This window comes from Sphingopyxis sp. 550A, assembly GCF_053569535.1.
In genome coordinates this window covers 1725470-1746396 of the sequence record NZ_CM131615.1, presented here as the reverse complement: position 1 = coordinate 1746396, position 20927 = coordinate 1725470, and the positions used below count along the sequence as shown (strand labels likewise).

Annotated in this window: 18 protein-coding genes and 1 tRNA gene; 10 read left to right on the top strand and 9 right to left on the bottom strand. The window is 65.9% G+C overall.

Annotation, left to right across the window (positions count from 1 at the left end; translation table 11 throughout):
- Window positions 1-126 precede the first annotated feature (126 nt).
- Complete coding sequence (locus tag ACVENA_RS08400) at window positions 127-1464, top strand: bifunctional folylpolyglutamate synthase/dihydrofolate synthase (RefSeq protein WP_449328412.1); 1338 nt, start codon at window positions 127-129, stop codon at window positions 1462-1464.
- 14 nt (window positions 1465-1478) lie between these two features.
- On the opposite strand, the gene ACVENA_RS08395 is transcribed toward ACVENA_RS08400, so the two are convergent.
- Window positions 1479-2798 (bottom strand): AmpG family muropeptide MFS transporter, encoded by a 1320-nt coding sequence (locus ACVENA_RS08395; RefSeq protein ID WP_449328411.1) that lies wholly within the window; start codon window positions 2796-2798, stop codon window positions 1479-1481.
- A gap of 102 nt (window positions 2799-2900) precedes the next feature.
- Window positions 2901-3338 carry a response regulator gene (locus tag ACVENA_RS08390; RefSeq protein WP_449328410.1) on the bottom strand — a complete coding sequence of 146 codons (438 nt, stop codon included), beginning with the start codon at window positions 3336-3338 and terminating at the stop codon, window positions 2901-2903.
- A gap of 154 nt (window positions 3339-3492) precedes the next feature.
- Here ACVENA_RS08390 and ACVENA_RS08385 point away from each other — a divergent pair, with 154 nt between their 5' ends.
- Window positions 3493-4338, top strand: a complete 846-nt coding sequence (locus ACVENA_RS08385) for a pseudouridine synthase (protein ID WP_449328409.1) — start codon at window positions 3493-3495, stop codon at window positions 4336-4338.
- Window positions 4335-4877, top strand: a complete 543-nt coding sequence (gene rsmD / locus ACVENA_RS08380; RefSeq protein ID WP_449328408.1) for a 16S rRNA (guanine(966)-N(2))-methyltransferase RsmD — start codon at window positions 4335-4337, stop codon at window positions 4875-4877. The genes ACVENA_RS08385 and rsmD overlap by 4 nt, the downstream gene beginning before the upstream one ends.
- On the opposite strand, the gene ACVENA_RS08375 is transcribed toward rsmD, so the two are convergent.
- The gene (locus ACVENA_RS08375; RefSeq protein WP_449328407.1) at window positions 4863-6134 is read right to left on the bottom strand and encodes an MFS transporter; all 1272 of its coding nucleotides are present in this window, start codon (window positions 6132-6134) and stop codon (window positions 4863-4865) included. The genes rsmD and ACVENA_RS08375 overlap by 15 nt on opposite strands.
- A gap of 258 nt (window positions 6135-6392) precedes the next feature.
- On the opposite strand from ACVENA_RS08375, the gene ACVENA_RS08370 reads away from it, so the two are divergent.
- From ACVENA_RS08370 to ACVENA_RS08360, 3 genes are all read left to right on the top strand, one after another.
- Window positions 6393-7253, top strand: coding sequence for a Rossmann-like and DUF2520 domain-containing protein (locus ACVENA_RS08370; protein ID WP_449328406.1), 861 nt, complete (start codon window positions 6393-6395; stop codon window positions 7251-7253).
- A gap of 10 nt (window positions 7254-7263) precedes the next feature.
- A complete protein-coding gene (locus ACVENA_RS08365) occupies window positions 7264-9561 on the top strand; it encodes an ATP-dependent helicase (protein ID WP_449328405.1) in 2298 nt (765 codons plus the stop codon).
- Window positions 9562-9635: 74 nt separating this feature from the next.
- Window positions 9636-10496, top strand: a complete 861-nt coding sequence (locus ACVENA_RS08360) for a DUF4349 domain-containing protein (RefSeq protein ID WP_449328404.1) — start codon at window positions 9636-9638, stop codon at window positions 10494-10496.
- A 68-nt stretch (window positions 10497-10564) separates the two neighbouring features.
- Here ACVENA_RS08360 and ACVENA_RS08355 read toward each other — a convergent pair.
- Window positions 10565-10640: transfer RNA gene (locus tag ACVENA_RS08355), tRNA-Ala, on the bottom strand.
- A 95-nt stretch (window positions 10641-10735) separates the two neighbouring features.
- On the opposite strand from ACVENA_RS08355, the gene ACVENA_RS08350 reads away from it, so the two are divergent.
- Window positions 10736-11752, top strand: coding sequence for an NADP-dependent oxidoreductase (locus tag ACVENA_RS08350; protein WP_449328403.1), 1017 nt, complete (start codon window positions 10736-10738; stop codon window positions 11750-11752).
- Between the two features lie 108 nt (window positions 11753-11860).
- Here the strand turns inward: ACVENA_RS08350 and ACVENA_RS08345 are convergent, their stop codons facing one another.
- Both ACVENA_RS08345 and ACVENA_RS08340 read right to left on the bottom strand, forming a co-directional pair.
- Window positions 11861-13231, bottom strand: coding sequence for a DEAD/DEAH box helicase (locus tag ACVENA_RS08345; protein ID WP_449328402.1), 1371 nt, complete (start codon window positions 13229-13231; stop codon window positions 11861-11863).
- 114 nt (window positions 13232-13345) lie between these two features.
- Window positions 13346-13849: a hypothetical protein gene (locus tag ACVENA_RS08340; protein ID WP_449328401.1), complete on the bottom strand. Its 504-nt coding sequence runs from the start codon at window positions 13847-13849 to the stop codon at window positions 13346-13348.
- Between the two features lie 210 nt (window positions 13850-14059).
- Between ACVENA_RS08340 and ACVENA_RS08335 the strand changes: the two genes are divergently transcribed.
- Window positions 14060-15484 carry an FAD-binding oxidoreductase gene (locus tag ACVENA_RS08335; protein ID WP_449328400.1) on the top strand — a complete coding sequence of 475 codons (1425 nt, stop codon included), beginning with the start codon at window positions 14060-14062 and terminating at the stop codon, window positions 15482-15484.
- 113 nt (window positions 15485-15597) lie between these two features.
- Window positions 15598-16374: a SapC family protein gene (locus tag ACVENA_RS08330; RefSeq protein ID WP_449328399.1), complete on the top strand. Its 777-nt coding sequence runs from the start codon at window positions 15598-15600 to the stop codon at window positions 16372-16374.
- A gap of 83 nt (window positions 16375-16457) precedes the next feature.
- Here ACVENA_RS08330 and ACVENA_RS08325 read toward each other — a convergent pair whose 3' ends face one another.
- Complete coding sequence (locus tag ACVENA_RS08325) at window positions 16458-16664, bottom strand: DUF1674 domain-containing protein (RefSeq protein ID WP_449328398.1); 207 nt, start codon at window positions 16662-16664, stop codon at window positions 16458-16460.
- Window positions 16665-16722: 58 nt separating this feature from the next.
- Between ACVENA_RS08325 and ACVENA_RS08320 the strand changes: the two genes are divergently transcribed.
- The gene (locus tag ACVENA_RS08320; protein ID WP_449328397.1) at window positions 16723-18018 is read left to right on the top strand and encodes an RsmB/NOP family class I SAM-dependent RNA methyltransferase; all 1296 of its coding nucleotides are present in this window, start codon (window positions 16723-16725) and stop codon (window positions 18016-18018) included.
- Here the strand turns inward: ACVENA_RS08320 and ACVENA_RS08315 are convergent.
- Together ACVENA_RS08315 and ACVENA_RS08310 are read right to left on the bottom strand one after the other, a co-directional pair.
- Entirely contained in the window at window positions 18007-19782 is a 1776-nt protein-coding gene (locus ACVENA_RS08315; RefSeq protein ID WP_449328396.1) for a TRAFs-binding domain-containing protein, read from the bottom strand. The genes ACVENA_RS08320 and ACVENA_RS08315 overlap by 12 nt on opposite strands.
- On the bottom strand, window positions 19779-20924 hold the full coding sequence (locus ACVENA_RS08310; protein ID WP_449328395.1) for a YARHG domain-containing protein: 1146 nt from the start codon (window positions 20922-20924) through the stop codon (window positions 19779-19781). The genes ACVENA_RS08315 and ACVENA_RS08310 overlap by 4 nt, the downstream gene beginning before the upstream one ends.
- Window positions 20925-20927 lie beyond the last annotated feature (3 nt).

Sequence of the window (20927 nt, the reverse complement as noted above, 5' to 3'; positions counted from 1 at the left end):
CCCTCTCCCCTTTAGGGGAGAGGGTCAGGGAGAGGGGGACTCTCTTCCGGCTTCATTTCATACAGGCCGTATTCGGAGATTCCCCCTCTCCCCGGCCCTCTCCCTTAAAGGGGAGAGGGAGCAGACATGCCCGACCACGCCTATAGCTCCGACCCCGCCGTGCAAGCGCAGCTCGATCGCCTCGCGGCGCTGTCGCCGGGGCGCGATATCCTCGGGCTCGAACGCATCACCGAACTTTGCGCGCGGCTCGGCGATCCGCAGAACGATCTGCCGCCGGTGCTCCACGTCGCGGGCACCAACGGCAAGGGATCAACCTGTGCCTTCCTGCGCGCCGCGATCGAGGCAGAGGGGCTGACGACGCACGTCTATTCCAGCCCGCATCTTGTCCGCTTCAACGAGCGTATCCGGATTGCAGGCAAGCTCATCGACGACAGCTTGCTCGCCGCACTCCTCGGCGAAGTGCTCGATGTCGCCGAAGGGTTGCAAGCGAGCTTCTTCGAGGTCACGACCGCCGCCGCCTTCCTCGCTTTCGCGCGTAATCCCGCCGATGCGTGCATCGTCGAGGTCGGGCTCGGCGGACGGCTCGATGCGACGAACATCATCGCGCGCCCGGCGGTTTGCGGCATCGCGTCGCTCGGCATCGATCACGAAGCCTTTCTGCTTGCGCCCGAGGCGAATGTCCCCGCTACTCCGCTGGACCGCATCGCCTTCGAAAAGGCGGGCATTGCGAAGGCGGGGGTGCCGCTGGTCACTCAAGCCTATCCTGCGAGCGCGCGCGATGAAATCGCGAAGCAAGCTGCCAAGGCCGGAGCCGCGCTGCTCGGCCGCGGCGAAGCATGGGACGCGGCGGTCCACGAAGGCGGCCTGCACTACCGCGATGCGCGCGGTGTGCTCGACTTGCCGCTACCCGCGATGGCGGGTGCCCACCAGGCCGACAATGCCGCGCTTGCCGTGGCGATGCTTCGCCATCAGACGGCATTTGAAATATCCAACGCGGCGCTTGCTGCATCGATGCAGCGCGCGCACTGGCCCGCGCGGTTGCAACGGCTCGGCGCGGGACCGCTGACGGCGATCCTGCGGCCCGGCACAGCGCTGTGGCTTGACGGCGGACACAACCCCGATGCCGGCGCGGCGCTGGCGAGAGCGCTCGGCGACCGACCGCCGCTCCACATCGTCTGCGGCCTGCTGAGCAACAAGGATGCGATCGGTTTCCTGCGTCCGTTCGCGGACAAGATCGCGTCGTTTCAGGCGGTGCCGATTCTGGGGCATGAGCATCATGATCCGGCCGATCTCTGCCGACGGGTGCCGCGCGAATTGGGTGTCGCCGAGGTTCAACCGTGCAGCGACCCGGCAGCGGCGCTCGCTTTCATCCGCGATCGGCGCTCCGCCGCCGACGTGCTGATCTGCGGGTCGCTCTATCTGGCGGGCGAGATATTGCAGGCGAACGGCGAAACGCCCGGCTGACCCTCACCCCGTTTTTAGTCACCGTGCGCCTTGCCCGCCGAACCGACCGACAGATCGACCAGCCCGGTGCGCATCATCCACCAGAACAGCAATATGCCGGGTACCGCGGCGACGGTGGTGAGCAGATAGAATTGCACATAGCCGAAACTTTCGATCAGCGCGCCCGCAGTGGTGCCGGTGACGAACCGCCCGATGATGCTCGCCGCCGAGGAAATCAGCGCATAGTGGGCGGCGGTGAAGCGCAGGTCGCAAAGCGCCGAGAAATAAGCGACGATGACGACCCCGCCGATGCCGCTGGCGAAATTCTCGAACCCGATCGCGCCCGCCATGCCGAGGTTGCTCTTGCCGGTCGCGGCGAGCAGCGCGAAACTGAAATTGGAAACCGCCATCAGAACCAGGCTGATCAGCACCGACCGCTTCATCCCGATGCGGGCATAGAGGACGCCGCCGACGAAAATGCCGATCAGATAGGCCCAGAAGCCGATGCCGACGTCATAGATGGCGATCTCGTCATTCGTATAGCCGAGGTCGTCGAACAACAGGCGAAAGGTCAGGTTCGCCAGCGTGTCGCCGATCTTGTGGACGAGGACGAAGAGCAGGACGAGCAACGCGCCCTGCCGCTGAAAGAATTCGACGAAGGGGCCGATGATCGACTGGACGATCGCGCTGCCGCCCTTGCGCTCGGCGGGGTCGCGATGCCGGTCGGGCTCGCCGAGCCAGAGGACGGCGACGACCGCCGGCAGAGCGAGAAGCGCGCAAGCCAGATAGGCGGGTTCCCACCCGTGCCGCGCGGCGAGATAGAGCGCGAGCGCGCCTGCGCCCGCCGATCCGATCCGCCAGCCGTACTGGCTCATTCCCGATCCGATACCGAGTTGTTCGGGCTTCAATATCTCGATGCGATAGGCGTCGATCACGATATCGAAGGTCGCCCCCGCCAGACCGACGAGGATCGCCGCGATAGCGACCTGGAAGATATCGGCCTTGGGGTCCTGAACGGCAAGGTTCGCGACCGCCGCCATCACCAGCACCGCCGCGACGATCATCCACGACACGCGCTGGCCGAGGCGGCCGATCACGGGCAGCCGGACGCCGTCGACGACCCACGACCACAGGGGTTTCAGATTATAGACGAGGAAGGCGAGCGTGAAGGCGGTCACCGTCTTCTTGTCGATCCCGTCCTGCGCGAGCCGCGTCGTCAGCGTCGCGCCGATCATGGCATAGGGGAAACCCGACGACACGCCGAGCAGGAAGGCGGCGATCGGCGCGCGTTCCAGATAGGGCCGGATGCTGTCCCACCAGCCCTGCGGCGCCGGGGTCACGCTGTCTGCTTGCAAAATCGGCTCTCCCCTAACGCCTGGACACGATGCCCATGGCCTAAAGCGTCGGAGGCAAATTGGAAGCGGCTAATTGGGACGCTGCGCCGAAATGCCGCGCGGTCACGCCGCTTCGGGGCGCCAGAAGGTGACGAGGCCGTTGACCTTGCGCGGCGCCTTCTTCTTGCAGGTCATCGTCTCGACCGCTTTCACCGCCGACAACAGCGCCGAGGCGCTGTGCGGCTTGCCGAGGCAGGCGACGGCGATGTCCGCGGCATCGGCGGGGATTTCGCCGGTCACCAGCAGCACCGCAATGCCGCGGTCCCGCGCAAGGCGGGCGACGTCGCGGCCCGTCATATGGCCCGCAAGGCCAAGGTCGAGAACGATCGCATCGACATGCGCCGAAGCGATCACCGCGACCGCGGCTTCACCCGAATCGACCGTCGCGACGACGTCGTAGCCACCGTGCTTCAGCGTCCGCTCGTTGTCGAACGCCACCAGCGGGTCATCCTCGATGACCAACAGGCGCTTGATGCACGACGGGCGAGACGCGAAGAGCATGATGACTCCCTTTACCGACGCCATGACTCGCTCTCGCCCTTCCTGCAATATCGCTTCGGCTTGCCATCGACGAAGCGATCGCTTTCAGGCTATGAGCGTGATCACAAAGACACAGTTTGTGTCTGAAAACGACAAGAAAGCCGCATCCGTTCCCATGAACAGCCGCCGCCCACCCCGCAGCGCGCCCCCTTCGGCGCCCGCCGATGCCCCGCGCGGCCGCCGCGCCGCACGCGCCGCCGCGCCGTCTCGCAACCCCAAGACCGAGCCCGAACGCGAGGACGGGCCGCAACGCATCGCCAAACTGCTTGCGCGCGCCGGAGTCGGGTCGCGCCGCGATGTCGAGCGGATGATCGAGGAAGGCCGTATCGCGCTCAATGGCGAAACGATCGCGCAACCCGCGCCGTTGCTGTCGTCGCTCGACGGGCTGACGGTGGATGGCAGCCCCGTCGCGAAGCCCGTCTCGACGCGCCTCTATCGTTTCCATAAGCCCGCGGGCTGCCTGACCGCAGCGCGCGACCCCAAGGGGCGCAAGACGATCTATGACATCCTGCCCAAGGGCTTGCCGCGATTGATGCCGGTCGGGCGGCTCGACTATAATACCGAAGGGCTGCTGCTCCTCACCAATGACGGCGAATTCAAGCGCCAGCTCGAACTCCCCGCGAGCGGAGTCGAGCGCACCTATCGCGCGCGCGCTTTCGGCGACATCAGCCAGACACAGCTCGAAGACCTGGTCGAGGGGATCGAGATCGACGGCATCCGTTACGGCAAGATCGACGCCAATCTCGAACGCCGCACCGGGCGCAACCAGTGGATCGAGATGACGCTGACCGAAGGGAAGAATCGCGAGGTGCGCCGCGTTCTCGAACATCTCGGCCTTCAGGTCAGCCGCCTGATCCGCACGCGTTATGGGCAGTTCACCCTCGAAGGGCTCGACATGGGGCAGGTCGAGATCGTGCCGCGGGACGAGTTGTTCCAGTTCCGGCGCCGGCTCGACAAATGAGAGTCATCGCGGGCGAATGGCGCGGCCGCAAGCTGATCGCGCCGAAGAATGACGCGACGCGCCCCACGGCGGACCGGACGCGCGAGACGCTCTTCTCGATGCTCGCCAGCCGCGTCGGCAGTTTCGAGGGGCTGTATGTCGCCGACCTTTTCGCGGGCTCGGGCGCGCTCGGGATCGAGGCGCTGTCGCGCGGCGCTGCACACTGCCTGTTTGGCGAGCAGGATCGCGACGCCCTTGATGCGCTCCGCAAGAATCTCGCTTCACTTGACGCGTCGGCGCGCGCCGATGTTCGCGCAGGCTCCGTCCTTGGCCTCGGCCCTGCTCGCCGCAGCTTCGATCTGTTGCTGTTCGACGCGCCTTACGAGACCGGAGCCGGAAGTGTCGCGCTCGACAAGCTCAACCGGCTGGGCTGGGTCGGACCCGATAGCTGGATTTCGGTCGAGACCGGCGAGCGCGAAAGCGTCGACGTTGCGGGGTTCGCGATCGATACCGAGCGCCGGGTCGGCAAGGCGAAGCTGACGCTGCTACGGCTGGCGTGACGTCTTCCGCACCATCAGCAGTCCGATCCAGCTCACGACCCCGGCGAGCGCGAGATAGAGACCGACGACGTCGGTCCCGCGCCAGTCGCTCAGTGCCTGCGCGATGATCGGCGCGAGCGCGCCACCCAATATGCCGCCGGCGTTGAAGGTCACCGACGCGCCGGTGTAGCGCACGCGCACCGGGAACAGCGCGGTCAGCCAGCTTCCGAGCGGGCCATAGACGAGGCCCATTACGAATAGCGCCGCCGCGAGCCCGGCAAAGATGATCGGCCAGCTTCCCGACGCCAGCGACGGCCCGAAGAGCAGCCCGACGAGGATCGTCGCGCCGCATCCCCACGTCAGTACGCGTTGCGCGCTCGACGCATCGCTCGCATAGCCCGCGAAGATAATGCCGCCCGCCATGAACAGGATCGCGCCGAGCTGGACGAGCAGGAATTGCTCCTTGGGATAGCCGAGCGTCGTTGTCCCGTGCGCCAGCGCGAAGCTGGTCGAGAGGTAGAAGATCGCGAAACAGGCGACGACCGCGAAGGTGCCGGCGAGCGTCGCGAGCAGGTGGTGGCGCAGCAATTCGCCGAGCGGGACGCCGACGGGTGCGTCCTGCTCCAGCGCTTCCTTGAAATCAGGCGTCTCCCCAATCTTCAGCCGCACCCACAGGCCGAGGCCGACGAGCACCGCCGAAAAGAGAAAGGGGATGCGCCAGCCCCAGCTCGCGAAATCGGCGTCGCTCAGCATCAGCCCGAGCAGCAGGAACAGCCCGTTCGCGGCGATAAAGCCGACCGGCGCCCCCAATTGCGGGAACATGCCGAAGCGCGACTTCCATCCGGGCGGCGCATTCTCGACCGCGAGCAGCGCCGCCCCGCCCCATTCGCCGCCGAGCCCCAGCCCCTGCCCAAAGCGCAGGATGCAGAGTAGCAGCGGCGCGACCCAGCCCACCATCGCATAGGTCGGCAGAAAGGCGATCAGCAGCGTCGAAGCGCCCATCAGCATCAGCGAGGCGACGAGGGTCGACTTGCGCCCGATGCGGTCGCCATAATGGCCGAAGACAATCGCGCCGACGGGCCGCGCGAGAAAGGCGAGCCCGAAGCTCATGAAACTGAACATAAGCTGTGCCGACGGCGATTCGGCGGGGAAGAAGAGCGGCCCGATCACCAGCGCGGCCGCCGTCGCATAGACATAGAAATCATAGAATTCGACCGCGGTGCCGACGAGGCTCGCGGTCAGGATGCGGCGATGCTTGCGATATGGTGCCAGATCCATGGGCAACGCCCCTCCCCTTGTTTCGATCAGGCCGCTTTGGACGGGTTGGGGTATTTTGTGCAAGGTGGAATGCAGCCGGATAGCCCGAGGAGAATTGCAATACTCCCGTCGTCATCCCGGACTTGATCCGGGATACATTCCCTCAACGCTGGTAAGAATGGATCCCGGATCAAGTCCGGGATGACGATGAACAATTGGGCGGTTTATAAGAAGCTCATCCAATTGGCGAAGCGGCATCAACCGCGCTAGACACACATCATGACCGCATTCCACCAGATCGGCATCGTCGGCGCGGGCCGTGTGGCGCAAGCGCTGGCGCTCTCCCTCGCACCGCACTCGGCGCGGCCGCCGCTGCTATGGGCGCGATCGCCGGACAAGGCCCGTGCGGTTGCGCACGCCATCGCAGCGCCCCGGTTGAACGATCTCGCAAGTAGTTGCGACGTCATCGCCATCGCGGTTTCGGACGACGCGCTCGAAGCCGTCGCCGCCGACCTTGCCGCCGCGCTGCCTGCGGGCGCAGCGCCCTTCGTCTTTCATGTCAGCGGGAGCAGCGGTGCCGCGATCCTCGATCCGCTGCGCGGCACCGGGACGCTGACCGCGGCGATCCATCCGGCGATGACTTTCACCGGCGACACCCGGAGTGAAATCGAGCGCATGAAGCGGGCACGATTTGCAGTCACCGGCTCATCGCCGGAGGCCAGCGACATCGCGCGTCAAATCGTCGGCCTGCTCGGCGGCGTGGCGGTCGAGATCGCCGAGGAGCGCCGTCCGCTGTATCACGCCGCGCTCTGCCATGCCTCCAACCATCTCGTGACGCTGATGGCGGGCGCCTCGCACGCGCTGACCGCAACGGGCGTGGACGATCCCGCGGCGCTGCTCGCCCCGCTCGTTCGCGCGGCGCTCGAAAACAGTCTGGAACGCGGTTTCAGGGCGCTATCGGGGCCGCTGCTGCGCGGCGACGAGCGGACGGTCGCGGGCCATCTCGACGCGCTCGCCGCCGATTGCCCCGCCCTGCGTCCCGCCTATCGCGCAATGGCGCTCGCGACGCTCGACGAATTGGGACGGACCGGGCCGTCGGCGCTTCGCCGCGCTCTGGACAGCGCCGCCGCTGTTCCCTAATCGTTCGCGCGTGAACAGCCCCCCCGCCTCTCCGCCCGATCCCTCGGACCCGCCCTATCTCGCCGGCCTCAACGGTCCGCAGCGGCAGGCGGTGCTGACGACCGAAGGGCCGGTGCTGATGCTCGCGGGCGCGGGCACCGGCAAGACCGCGGCGCTGACCGCGCGGCTCGGGCATATCATCGCGACGCGGCGCGCGTGGCCGTCGGAAATTCTCGCCGTCACCTTCACCAACAAGGCGGCGCGCGAGATGCGCGAGCGGATCGGGCGGATGATCGGCGACGCGGTCGAGGGGATGCCGTGGCTCGGTACCTTCCACAGCATCTGCGCGAAGATGCTGCGCCGCCACGCCGAACTGGTGGGGCTGCAAAGCAATTTCACCATCCTCGACACCGACGACCAGCTTCGCGTGCTCAAACAGCTTATCCAGGCCGAAGGGCTCGACGAAAAGCGCTGGCCCGCGCGCCAGCTCGCGGGGCTGATCGACAAGTGGAAGAATCGCGGGCTGGTTCCGGGCGACCTCGATGTCGCGGATCGCGAGGCCTATGCCGACGGCAAGGGGCAACATTTCTATGCGCTCTATCAGGCGCGACTGAAGACGCTGAACGCCTGCGATTTCGGCGACCTGCTGCTCCACATGCTCGTGATATTGAAAACGCACCGCGACGTGCTCGAACAGTATCAGCAGCGCTTCAAATATATCCTCGTCGATGAATATCAGGACACCAACGCCAGCCAATATCTCTGGCTGCGATTGCTCGCGCAAAGCCGAAAGAATATCTGCTGCGTCGGCGACGACGATCAGTCGATCTATTCGTGGCGCGGCGCAGAGGTAGCGAACATCCTGCGTTTCGAAAAGGATTTCCCCGGCGCGACGGTGATCCGCCTCGAACAGAATTACCGCTCGACCCCTCAGATTCTGGCCGCCGCTTCGGCGCTGATCGCGCAGAACTCGGACCGGCTCGGCAAGACGCTATGGACCGAGCTTGACGCAGGCGACAAGGTGCGCGTCGTCGGCGTGTGGGACGGGCCGGAGGAAGCGCGGCGGATCGGCGAGGAACTCGAAGACCTTCAGCGCCAGCACATATCGCTCGACCGTGCGGCTATCCTCGTCCGCGCGCAGTTCCAGACGCGAGAGTTCGAGGATCGTTTCATCGCGATCGGCATGCCGTACCGCATCGTCGGCGGCTTCCGCTTCTATGAGCGCGCCGAAATCCGCGATGCGCTCGCTTACCTCCGCCTCGTCCAGTCGCCCGCCGACGATCTCGCGTTCGAGCGCATCGTCAACGTCCCGAAACGCGGGCTCGGCGACAAGGCGCTCGCGCGCATCCACCAGTTCGCGCGGCACGAGCGCGCGCCGCTGTTCCACGCCGCGTCGCGGATCACTGAGACCGACGAGTTGACACCGCAGGCGCGACGTCAGCTTGCGAATTTCGTCGCGCAGATGCGCGGCTGGCAGGGCAAGGCGAGCGAGCTGTCGCATCCCGAGCTGACCCAGCTCATCCTCGACGAATCGGGCTATACCGCGATGCTGCAGGCCGATCGCAGCGCCGAGGCGGCGGGGCGGCTCGAAAACCTCTCCGAACTCGTCCGCGCTATGGAGGAATATGAATCGCTCGAGGCGTTCCTCGAGCATGTCAGTCTGGTCATGGACCGCGACAATGACGACAGCAGCGAGACCGTCACGATCATGACGATCCACGCGGCGAAAGGCCTCGAATTCGACCATGTCTTCCTTGCCGGATGGGAGGACGGCGTCTTTCCGTCGCAGCGCGCGATGGACGAAGGCGGTACCGCGAGCCTGGAGGAGGAGCGCCGCCTCGCTTACGTCGCGATCACGCGTGCGCGGCAGCGCGCGAGCATCTATCACGCCGCGAACCGCCGCATCTATGGCCAGTGGATGAGCAGCATCCCGAGCCGCTTCATCGGCGAAATCCCACCCGAGCATGTGGCAAGCGAAAACAGCTTCGGCGGTGGGCAGAGCCTGTGGCGCGCCAACTGGTCGGCGCAGGGCGATCCCTTTGCGCATGTCGCGGACCGCAATCCCGCGCGCACGATGACGCGCGGACCAGCATGGCAGCGCGCCGCGGCGCAATCCTCGACGATCACGCGCGCCCCCGCGCCCAGCGAGCGCGGCCCCGCCGCCTCGGTCGGCGCCAAGCCGCGCTCCGACCTCGCGATCGGGATGCGCGTGTTTCACGAAAAGTTCGGCTATGGCGAGATCATCGACATCGACGGCAACAAGCTCGACGTCGAATTCGATCAGGCAGGCAGCAAGAAGGTCCTCGACGGCTTTGTCCGCGCCGCCTGAATCTTATTGTCAACTACATCACTTATGATATTCCATCTCCTGCGATCGACGAGTCGCGTTTTGGGAGAATCTGCATGCGAAATAGACTCTTAGCGGGCGCGATGGCGCTCGCCCTGGTCGGCTGCTCGGAAAAGCAGTCCGAAGATGCAAGCGTTTCCACATCCAATGCCCCAGCCACCGAAACCGCCGCCGGCGACGCCGCCGGTCCCGACGTCGCCCTGAACGCGGCGCCCGGTGTCGCCTTCGATTATTCCTATACCTTCCGCCTCGCCGACGACCGCATCGCCAAGGTTCAGGAGGAGCATGCCGCGGCGTGCGAGACGCTCGGTGTCCAGCGCTGCCGCATTGTCGATGTCCGCTACCAGCTCGACGACGAGAAGCTTGTCGAGGCGCAGACGCAGTTCAAGCTCGAACCGGGGATCGCGCGCAAATTCGGCGCGAGCGCTCTTGCCAGCGTCGAAAAGGCCGAAGGCGTCCTCGCTGACGCAAGCGTGAAGGGCGAGGATGTCGGAACCGGAATCCTCGCCTCGCAACAACGCAGCGCGGGCTCCGAAGCCGAAATCGCGCGGATCGAGGAGCGGCTGAAGGCAGGCGGGCTCGACAAGCGCGAGCGCGCCGAATTGCTGGCGCAGGTCGCCCAGCTTCGCGGACAGCTCGGCGACGAGCGCCAGAGTCGTCGTGAAGGCGAAGCGCGCATCGCGTGGACCAGCGTCGCGTTCAACTATGTCAGCGACGGCGGACTGCCGGGTATCGGCCACGAAAATCCATTCAGCAACGCCTGGAGCGCGCTGCTCGGCAGCGGTGGCACGCTGCTATCGTTTGTGCTGGTCTTCGGTGCGGCGATCTTGCCCTGGGCGCTGCTCGCGGCGCTGGCCATCTATCTGTGGCGGCGTTTCCGCGGCCGTCCGACCGAACCGCCGGCACCTGCTGCCTGACGACAGAGGCCGGGGGCGGCAAAGCTGTCCCCGGTCGATACGCCTTCACATTATCGGAAATGGGTCGCTGGTGGAGCCGAGGGGAATCGAACCCCTGACCTCTGCAGTGCGATTGCAGCGCTCTCCCATCTGAGCTACGGCCCCGCGACCGGGCGGCTCTTAGCGAGACTGGTTGACAGTGGCAACGGCTTTTCTGACGATTGTCGCCGCGACCGGAAAATTTGGGGGAAACGGGCACCATGAGCAAGGCATGGCATTTGATCCGCCGTCCGCAGGGACTGCCGACGCACGACGATTTCGCATTGCGCGACCTTCCCGACAGCCCGCTCGACGCCGACCAGATCCGCGTCCGCAATCTCTGGCTATCGGTCGATCCCTACATGCGCGGACGGATGAACGACGCGAAAAGTTACGCGGCGGGGTTTCAACTCGACCAGCCGATGACCGGCGGCGCGATCGGCGAGGTCATCGAGAGCCGGATGGACGGTTTCGCGCCGGGCGACCTGATCCTGCATATGGGGGGCTGGCGCGATGGCGGCGTCATCGGGCTCGACATGATGCCGAACAAGCTGCCCGCCGAGGCGCTGGCGGCGGGCCTTTCGCCCCAGACCTTTCTGCACAATATGGGCCTGACCGGCGGAACGGCCTGGATCGGGCTGCTGCGCGTTGCGGCGGCGAAGCCTGGCGACACGGTCTTCGTTTCGGCGGCGGCGGGTGCGGTCGGCTCGGCGGTGGTCCAGATCGCCAAAGCGCGCGAGATGACGGTCATCGGCTCGGCGGGCGGCGTGGATAAAGGCCGCTGGGTCGACGAGCTCGGCGCCGATGCGGTGGTCGACTACAAGGCCGGGCTGGTCCTGCCGCAGCTTGCCGCGGCGCTCGAACGTCTCGGCAAACCGGGCATCGACGTCTATTTCGACAATGTCGGCGGCGAGCATCTCGATGCCGCTTTCTGGGCCGCCAATGATTTCGCGCGCTTCGCGATCTGCGGCATGATCGACGTTTACAATGACGGTAAGCCGCAGGAGATGAAGCATCTGATCCGCACCATCCCCGCGCGCATCCGCATGGAGGGCTTTATCTACACCGACCAGTTCATCGACTGCGCCGAGGAATTCTACGCCGACATGGGCGGGTTGATCGCGAGCGGCGCGGTGACGATGCGCGAGACCGTGCGCGAGGGGCTGGATGCGGCGCCCGACGCTTTTCTCGGTCTGTTTTCAGGCGAGAATATCGGCAAGATGCTGGTTCGGTTGTAAGACATTTCCGGCCGTCGCCCCCGCGAAGGCTGGGGCCGCCGTCGTCTTACGCAGCGATGCAGAAGCAGCCCGCCAGCGGCCCCAGCCTTCGCGGGGGCGACGATCAACTCAATTCCCGAAGCCCACGGACAGAAATCCCGGCATCGGGCCATTCCAGCCATCGTCGGGGCCATCATCGTCGTGTCGCGAAGCCGGTGCGGGTTTGCGTCCGCTATCCTTCTTCGGCGCTTCGGGCTTTTTCTCCGCCGCACGCTTGGGTGCACGGGGCGCTTTCTCGACGTTCGAGCGCCCGCCGCGTTCGGCGCGGCCGCCGCGTCGCGGTTCGCGCTGCTCGTCGCTTTCGCGCTCTGCCTGCGCATCCGCCTTGCCGGTGTCGTGAACCGGAATCTGATAGCCGGTCAGCTTCTGGATATTATCGAGCGCTTCGTCGTCTGACGGCGTGACCAGCGTGAACGCCCTGCCCTTGGCTCCCGCGCGGCCCGTGCGGCCGATGCGGTGGACATAATCGTCGGGATGCCAGGGAGCGTCGAAATTGAAGACGTGGCTGACGCCCTTCACGTCCAGCCCGCGCGCCGCGACGTCCGATGCGACCAAAATGTTGATCGTCCCCGCCTTGAAGCGATCGAGTTCGGCGATACGGCTCGACTGGTCCATGTCGCCATGGATTTCGCCGGCCATGTAGCCCGAACGCTGCAGCGACTTCGCGAGTTCGCGCACCGTCGTCTTGCGGTTGCAGAAGATGATCGCGGTGCCGACATCCTCGGCTTCGATCAGGCCGCGCAGCGTGTCGCGCTTGCCGCGCTCCGACGTCTTGACGACGAACTGCTCGATATTCTCGTTGCGGCTGGCCGGACGCGCGACCTCGATCGTCTTGGGGTTCGAGAGGAATTTATCCGTCAGCTTCTTGATCGGCGGCGGCATCGTCGCCGAGAAGAGCAGGGTCTGACGATTCGCAGGCAGTTTGGTGCAGATATTCTCGATATCGGGAATGAAGCCCATGTCGAGCATCCGGTCGGCTTCGTCGATGACGAGCAGGTTGCAGCCGGTGAGCAATATCTTGCCGCGCTCGAACAGATCCATCAGCCGGCCCGGAGTCGCGATGAGGACATCGACGCCCTTTTCGAGCGCCTTGACCTGGTCGCCCATCTGCACGCCGCCGATCAGCAGCGCCATCGACAGCTTGTGATACTTGCCGTATTTTTCAAAGTTTTCCGCGACCTGCGCCGCCAGTTCGCGCGTCGGCTCAAGGATCAGCGAGCGCGGCATCCGCGCGCGGGCGCGGCCATGCGCCAATATGTCGATCATCGGCAGTACGAAGGACGCGGTCTTGCCCGTCCCCGTCTGAGCGATGCCGATCATGTCGCGCATCATCAGCACCGACGGGATCGCGCCCGCCTGAATCGGCGTCGGTTCGTCATAGCCCGCCTCGGTCACGGCGCGCAAAAGTTCATCGGAAAGGCCGAGGTCGGCAAATTTCATAAGGGCAAACTGTCCGGAAAAAATGTGACGGCGCGGCGACCCACGAGCGCCATCGCTGCGGCGCCCTTGCGGAAGTGAGGACGAAAAGTCAAGGAAAGGCGTTGATTGCCGCGATTAATCCTCGTCGCGTGCGACGGGAACCAGCAGGCGGAATTTCTTGATCTGGCATTTGGCGCCGGTCCGGGCGTGAATCTCGTCCCGATCCTCGCAAAGCTGCCCGTCCTTGGTTCCCTGCATGTAAAAGCCGGCGTAAAAGTCGAGCCCGCGGCATCCGCGGCTCAACTCTGCGCGCAGTCGCTGCCGCTGCCGCGTGAGCAGATCGATGCTGTCATGCTCGGTCGCTTGCATTCCCGCGATGTTCCGCATCGCGATGCATTTCGGGGCCTTCTTTTCCTTCCACTCGACCGGAAGTTGCCGTGTCCGTGCCTGGGGAGCGGGGGCGGCAGAGAAATTGTTCAGCGGCGACCGCTGCGCCGGGACGCGGATGATCAGCCGCTGCTCGATCACCATCTGCCAAAAGCCCGCCGTCTGGTCCTCCGGCGAAGGAATCGCAATGGCGACCAACGGTTCGGGCGGAGTCGAAGTCATCGGCGCATCCGCGGCGGGGCCCCAGATCATCGCCAACAGGGTCGCAATGGTCAGCACGGTCGTGCGGCCGTCCTTCCGGCGCCTTGACAGAAGATGATGATCACCCGCAACTCCCGCTTCGATGCTGGACGAAAAGCCGTCTATCGTCCATCGCCCCCTTTAACGCCCCTGATTGAACATCAAATGAATTGCTGTCGAGGCCCAACTGGCCGGTCGGCGTCGATTTTCCGGAGGTCCGCCATGCCGCATTCCCCTTCTCCCGCGCTGCTCGCCAGGCTCGCCGGTCTTCTAGGGCCAAAGGGGTTCAGCACCGATCCCGATGTCCTGACACCGTGGCTCACCGATTGGCGCGGCAAATATCACGGGCAAACGGCGGCGATGCTGTCGCCGGCGACCACCGCCGAGGTCGCGGCCGTTGTCAGCGCCTGCGCGGCCGAAGGAGTCGCGCTCGTTCCGCAGGGAGGAAACAGCGGCATGGTGGGTGGTGCGACGCCCGATGCGTCCGGGCGGCAATTGCTCCTCAGCCTGCGGCGCATGAACCATATCCGGGAGATCGACACCACGGCCCGGATCGTCGTGGCCGAGGCGGGCGTCATTCTGGAACATCTCCATAACGCCGCGCTCGACAAGGGGCTGCGCTTCCCGCTGACGCTGGGCGGCAAGGGATCGGCGACGGTCGGCGGACTCGTTTCGACCAACGCCGGCGGAACGCAGGTTCTGCGCCACGGCACGATGCGCGCGCTTGTCACCGGAATCGAGGCGGTTCTTCCCGACGGCAGCATTTTCGAAGGACTCGCGCCGCTCAAGAAGGACAATCGCGGCTATGACCTCAAACATCTGCTCTGCGGCGCCGAGGGGACGTTGGGGGTTGTGACCGCGGCAAGCCTGCGTCTCGTTCCAGCCAATTCGGCGCGCCAGACGGCCTGGATCGGCCTGACCTCACCCGACGATGCGCTGCTGCTGCTCCGCCGCCTCGATGCGGCGCTTGGCGACGTGCTCGAAGGGTTCGAGATCGTGCCGAACCACGTCCTGGAAGCGGTGTTGCGCCACATTCCCCAGACCCGCCATCCGCTTGCCCAATCCAGCCCCTGGTATGCGCTGGTCGAACTCGCGGGGGACGACGCCTCGCTGCTTGGCGAACTGATGGAGCGCGAACTGATGGGGGCGCTGGACGCCGGCCTGATCCATGACGTCGCAATGGCGAAAAACGACCGGGAAAGCGAGGATTTCTGGCGCCTTCGCGATTCGATATCGGAAGCGGAGCGCGCCGAGGGCCCGGCGCTGCAGCATGATGTCAGCGTTCCGGTCGATCTGATGCCGCGCTTCATCGCCGATAACCCGGGCCGGCTCGCGGCCGCCTTTCCGGGCATCCGGACCGTATCCTTCGGGCATCTGGGCGACGGCAACATCCATTATCACGTCCAGCCTCCCGAAGGCACCGACGGTGCCGCCTGGTTGGCCGCGCATGGCGCCGCGGCGAGCCGCCTCGTCTACACCCATGTCGTCGAACTCGGCGGCTCGATTTCGGCCGAGCATGGCATCGGGCAGATGAAGCGCGATATATTGGCCGAGCTCGACAGCCCGGCGCGCCTCGCCGCGCTTCGCGCGATCAAGTCGGGGCTCGATCCCGCCGGATTGTTCAATCCCGGGAAACTGATCGGCTGATTGGGGCGGCGCTCCGCGCCATCGCCCCTTGCGCCGCGCCGCGCCTGCCAATAAGGCGCGCCATTAGCCATTTTGCCTCGAAACCCTCGGGGCGCATGATCCGGAGTTTCGCCATGGCCACCGCGCCCGCCAACAATCTGCCGATTTTCTATAACGACATCGTTCCGCTTTCGAGCGTCGATCACGCTGATTTCCGCGCTCGACCGCTCGACAACGCGGGATTCCTGGTCAATCAGCACGCGGTGCCGCTGACGTCGGACGAGTTCACATCGGCCTGCCGTTTCTATCCGATCGTCTTTTCGGCGGGCGAGAATCCGGTGCCGCTGGCGCTGATGGGCCTCAACGAAGGCGTGAACACCTTCGTCGACAGCGACGGCAAGCTGCTCAATCCGGTCTATGTCCCCGCCTATATCCGCCGTTATCCTTTCCTCCTCGCGCGGCTTACCCCCGACAGCGAGGATCTGTCGCTATGCTTCGACCCGACGTCGGCGGCGATCGGCAAGTTCGAGGAAGGCGACGCGCTGTTCGCAGACGGCAAGCCGACCGAGCAGGTCAACGCCATCCTCGAATTCTGCAAGAATTTCGAGGAAGCGGGCCAGCGCACCGGCTTCTTCATGGAAGAGCTCAAGAAGGCCGACCTGCTGATGGACGGCGAAGTCGCGATCCAGCCCGAAGGCAGCGACAAGCCCTATATCTATCGCGGCTTCCAGATGGTCGACGAGAACAAGCTGCGCGAACTGCGTGGCGACGTGCTTCGCAAGATGATGCAGAACGGCATCCTCGCGCTGATCTTCGCGCACCTCTTCTCGCTTCAGCTCATGCGCGAAGTCTTCGCCGAGCAGGTGAAGTCGGGCCGGGTGCCGGAACTGGTTCAGGTTCCTGCGGTCTGAAGGAATAGAAGATCGTCGCCGCGAGTGCCGGGGCCGAACCGCCTCCCGCACTGCGGCGACGGTCTTGCCGGTTGCCGCCGGCCTCAAAAATCGATTGCGAGGCCTTTCAGCTCCCAATCGCCATAGCGCACGGGGTTGCGTCCGCCCGGCTGGTCTTCCGCCTTATCCTCATGAAGGGCTTTGGGTTCGGGCACGGGGCTGTTCGTCCAGCCCGCGGGCGGTTTCACATGCGCCGGGCGCCGCGTCGCGCGGGGCGTTGCGCCCATCATCATATCATCATTCTTGGCCATGCAGGCCTTCCTACAGGATTTCGCTTGCCCTGCGCCAGCCATAACGGGATGGAAAGCCATGGCCGATCCAAAAAAACGCCGCCGCGCGGCCGAAGCCGATCCGCCGGGCACGGCATCGCGGCGGGCCGCGCTTCGCCTGCTCGACGCCGTCCTGCGCCGCGGCGATCCGCTTGAGGTCGCCGCACACGCCGCGACGCAAGGATTGCCTCCCGCCGATCGCGCTTTCGCTATTGCCATCGTATCCGAAACGCTGCGCTGGATGGGCGACCTCGACGCCCTTATCGACGGGGCGACCGAACAGACCCTGCCCGAAGACGTGAAATCGCGCGCGGTGCTTCGGCTGGCGCTGGCGCAATTGCTCGTCCTCAAGACATCGCCACACGCGGTGGTATCGACCGCGCTTCCGCTCGTTGCGGGCGGCCCGCGCCGCCTTGTCCACGCGCTTCTGTCGCGCGCCCAGCAGGAAGAGTGGAGCCTGCCCGAAAGCGCCACCCTGCCCGAAGCGGTCGCCGAGCGCTGGGCGGCGCAATGGGGTGAGGAGATCGTCTCGGCAGCCGCGACAGCGTGGAGCGCGCCGCCGCCGATCGATCTCAGCTTCGCTTCCGAACCCGGCGACGACGCGTGGAGCGAGGCAGTGAGGCTTGCGCCAAGGCACCGCCGCTTGCCGCGCGGCCAGGCGGTCGAGGCGATGCCGGGCTATCGCGACGGCGGGTGGTGGGTGCAGGATCTCGCCGCCAGCCTCCCCGCGCGCCTGTTTGGACCGGGAGGCGGGTGCACGCTGCTCGACCTTTGCGCCGCGCCGGGCGGCAAGACGATGCAGCTTGCGGCTGCAGGCTGGAACGTCGTTGCCGTCGACTCGAGCGCGAAGCGGCTCGCGCGGCTTTCGGACAATCTCGCGCGCACCGGACTTGCCGCCGAAATCGTCCGGGGCGACATCCGCCAGTGGCAGCCAGAAGCCCCCGCCGACGCGGTATTGCTCGACGCCCCCTGCTCGGCGACCGGCATTTTTCGTCGTCATCCCGACGTGTTGCACCGGATCGAGCCGCGCCAGATCCAGGAAATGGCCGAATTGCAGGGCGAACTGCTCGCGCGTGCCGCAAAATGGGTCAAACCGGGCGGCACTTTGGTCTATGCGACCTGCTCGCTCGAACGCGCCGAAGGAGAGGACCAGGTCGCGACCTTTCTCGACTGGCATCGCGATTGGTCCATCGACCCCGTGACGGCGGACGAACTGCCCGGCGGTATCGTCCCTGATGACAGCGGTTGCATCCGCACGCTGCCCGGCCTGCTCGCTCATGCGGGCGGACTGGACGGTTTCTTCATCGCCCGGTTGCGTGCGCCCTCAGCCGCCTGAGCGGCGCGAGAGACGATAGAGCGCCAGTTCGCCATAATCCTTGGCGAGCCCCACCTTTCCGACATAATCGCAATCGAAATCGCGCGCATTTTCGAGCGCGAGCATCGCGGCGAGCGGCTGGGTGCAATAGACCTGCCCGACCAATGTCACCGGCTCGATCCGCGCGGTGCGCGTGACCTCGGTGCCGTACCAAAGCTCGTTGCCGACCACCGGGTCGACCCCGCGATAGATCGGGCCGAAATGGATGCCGGTGCGCATCCCCGCCTTATGTCCTTCGAGCCCCAGCCCGGCGGGCAGCACGTCGAGTCTTTCCTGCATGGCGAGCGCGATCCGCGCCGCCGCCGCGGGGTTGTCGATCACCGCATAGACCGCGTCGCCCCAGGTGTTGCGGAACAGCACGGCGTCGCCGAATTGGTCGAGGATGCGCCCGATACCCCCCATCACCTCCTGCGCGAAGACCGGGAGTTCGGCTTCGCCGAGCTTCGAGAAGCCCGCGAAGTCGGCGAACAGGATCGCGTAAAGGCCCCGCTGCGTGCCCGCGGGCGGCTTGGGCGCGGGCGGAAAGTCGAGATTGCGGTCGAGACCGCCGACCGGGATCGTCAGCGTTTCGCCGCCTCCGCCCTGCCAGAGCGCGATATCGGCGTTGGTTCCGGCAATCTCCGCACCCGAACGCGCGGCCACCGCCGGATCGACCACCGCAAGCTGGATCGCCACCGTTTCGAGTTCGCGCGCGCGCAGCTTCGCCAGCCCCATCGCGGTGTGCGAGCCGAGGATGAACTGGCAATCATCGCTGACATAGCCGGCATTGCTGGCGAAATGGACCATCGCGGCACCGTCCCGGCAGCGGCGATAGCGCGGAACCCATTCGCCGCCGCCCGACTGGACCGACTGGGCAATGAAATCATCCTCGGCAAAGGGCAGGACGATGGTCAGGTCGATCCCGCGATCGAGCGCAGCTTCGGCGAATAATATGTCGGCACCGCACGCCAGCGGGCCGATCAGCGCCGAAAGCGGTTGGCGGCCCAGCGTTTCGGTTATCGCCCTTGCGGCATTCGCCTCGCCCTCCCCGCCGGCGCGGAACATGCGGCCGCAATAGACGCCGACCGGCGCGGGACGCAGCAAGGCCGCGATATCCGCCCCATGGCCCCCGTCGATCGCACCGCTGGCCGCCAGCCGGGCGATCTGGCGGCAGGTCGAGGCGCGATCGCCTGCCCGCGTTCCCGCCTGCGCGTGAGCGCCGCGGGCATGGACCAGCGCCTCCTCGCCGCGTCCGAGCAGCAGCAGCGCCTCGACGAGAGTCGCTTGATCCCAATAATTGTCGGCGGCGCCATTCGCCGCGATCGGTCCCGCCAGCGCTGCCGCGCGCTCGCGCTCGCCGAGCATCGCATAAAGGCTGGCTGCATTGATGGCCGGGAAGTCCGCGCCCGACGCCTGAAACGCATGGTCGTAAGCGGCAGCGGCCTTGCGCAGGAAACCGGCGCGCTCGACACCGTCATGATCGAAGGCCTCATCCTTCCAGATACGACCTGCAAGCGCCAGGCTGTCGACGTCGCCCGTCGCCGCCAGGCCGAGTTGCTCATAAAGGTGCATCGCACCGAGGCTGTCGCCCGACGCGGCGAGCGCACGCACCATCAGATAGCGCAGCCGTGGGCTGTCGATCCCGTCGCGCCGCGCCGCCGCTGCGCAGTCGAACGCACTCAGCGCATCGCCCTGCCCCAGCCGGTGCGCAACCTCGGCTTCGACGGCGGCGGCTGATGCTGTCATTGCGGGACGGTTTCGGCCGATTGGAGCAGTGCGACATTCGCCTTTTCGACCGCCGAAAGTGCGACGCTGTCGCTGGTCGGCCGATACCAGGGCAAGGACGTGAAATAGGCTTGCAGGCTCGGGTCCTTGAAACGCAGGCCGTGGCGCGCGAAAATCTCGTTCCGCGCCAGCCGTGCCTGCTCCGGAGTGAGACCCGCGACGTCGGTCGCGGTCAGTACGCGCTTCGAGGAATCGGCGATGATCGCGCCCTTGCTCGTATCGGCAGGCGGCGTCGCTCCCCCCTCGATCAGCCGGATATATTTGCGGAACATGAAGCCCGTGGTGCCGTCTGCCTTGCGCACCCGCCACCATGAACCGGGCTGCTGATAGGTCAGAAATTTCTCGCCCTCGAGCACCTTACCGATAATCGCCGCCTTGGTGCTCTGGCCCGAGCGGATGTTGGTGAAGCCGTCGGGATCGTCGATCACAGCCGCCAGCGTGAAGGCTTCGGCGGATGGCACCGTAGCCGGTGCCGTGCTTGCGTCGGCTTCCTTGGGCGCCACCGTGGCCGTGGCTTCGGCAGGTGCCGCTACCGTCGCGGGTCCGGGTGATGATTGAAGGAGCTTCCACGCGAGCAGGGCGACGGCAACGACCGCAAGCCCCAGCAGCGCCCATGGCAGAAAGGATGATTTTCGGGCCGGAGTCGAATCCTGCCGGGCAACCGGAGCCGGTCCCGGCGGTGCGGGTTGCGAAGCGGCTACGGGCGCCGCTTCCCGTCCGCACAGCTCTTCCAGGCTCATCAGCACCTTGCGCCAGCCGCGATGATCGGGCTCGCCGTTCCAATCCGCGAGCTCCGCGAACTGAATCTGATTGAAGGGCAAGGGCGGCATCACGTCGTCGATTGACGTCTGCACCAATTTTTTCTGATTGCGCGCGACATCGGCCTCGGCACGCACCCATTCGGACTGCGCCGATGTCTGCGACCAGACGACGATCGCCGCCTTCGCGCTGCCGATCTTTTCGGTGATCACGTCGCCGTAGGAGCGATGCGGCGGCAGTTCGGCGTCCCACCACACGTCATAGCCCGCCGCCGCGACCGCATTGGCAATCTCAGCCACGCGCGCCTTGTTGTCGCGCGAATAGGAAATGAAGACATCGACCATCGG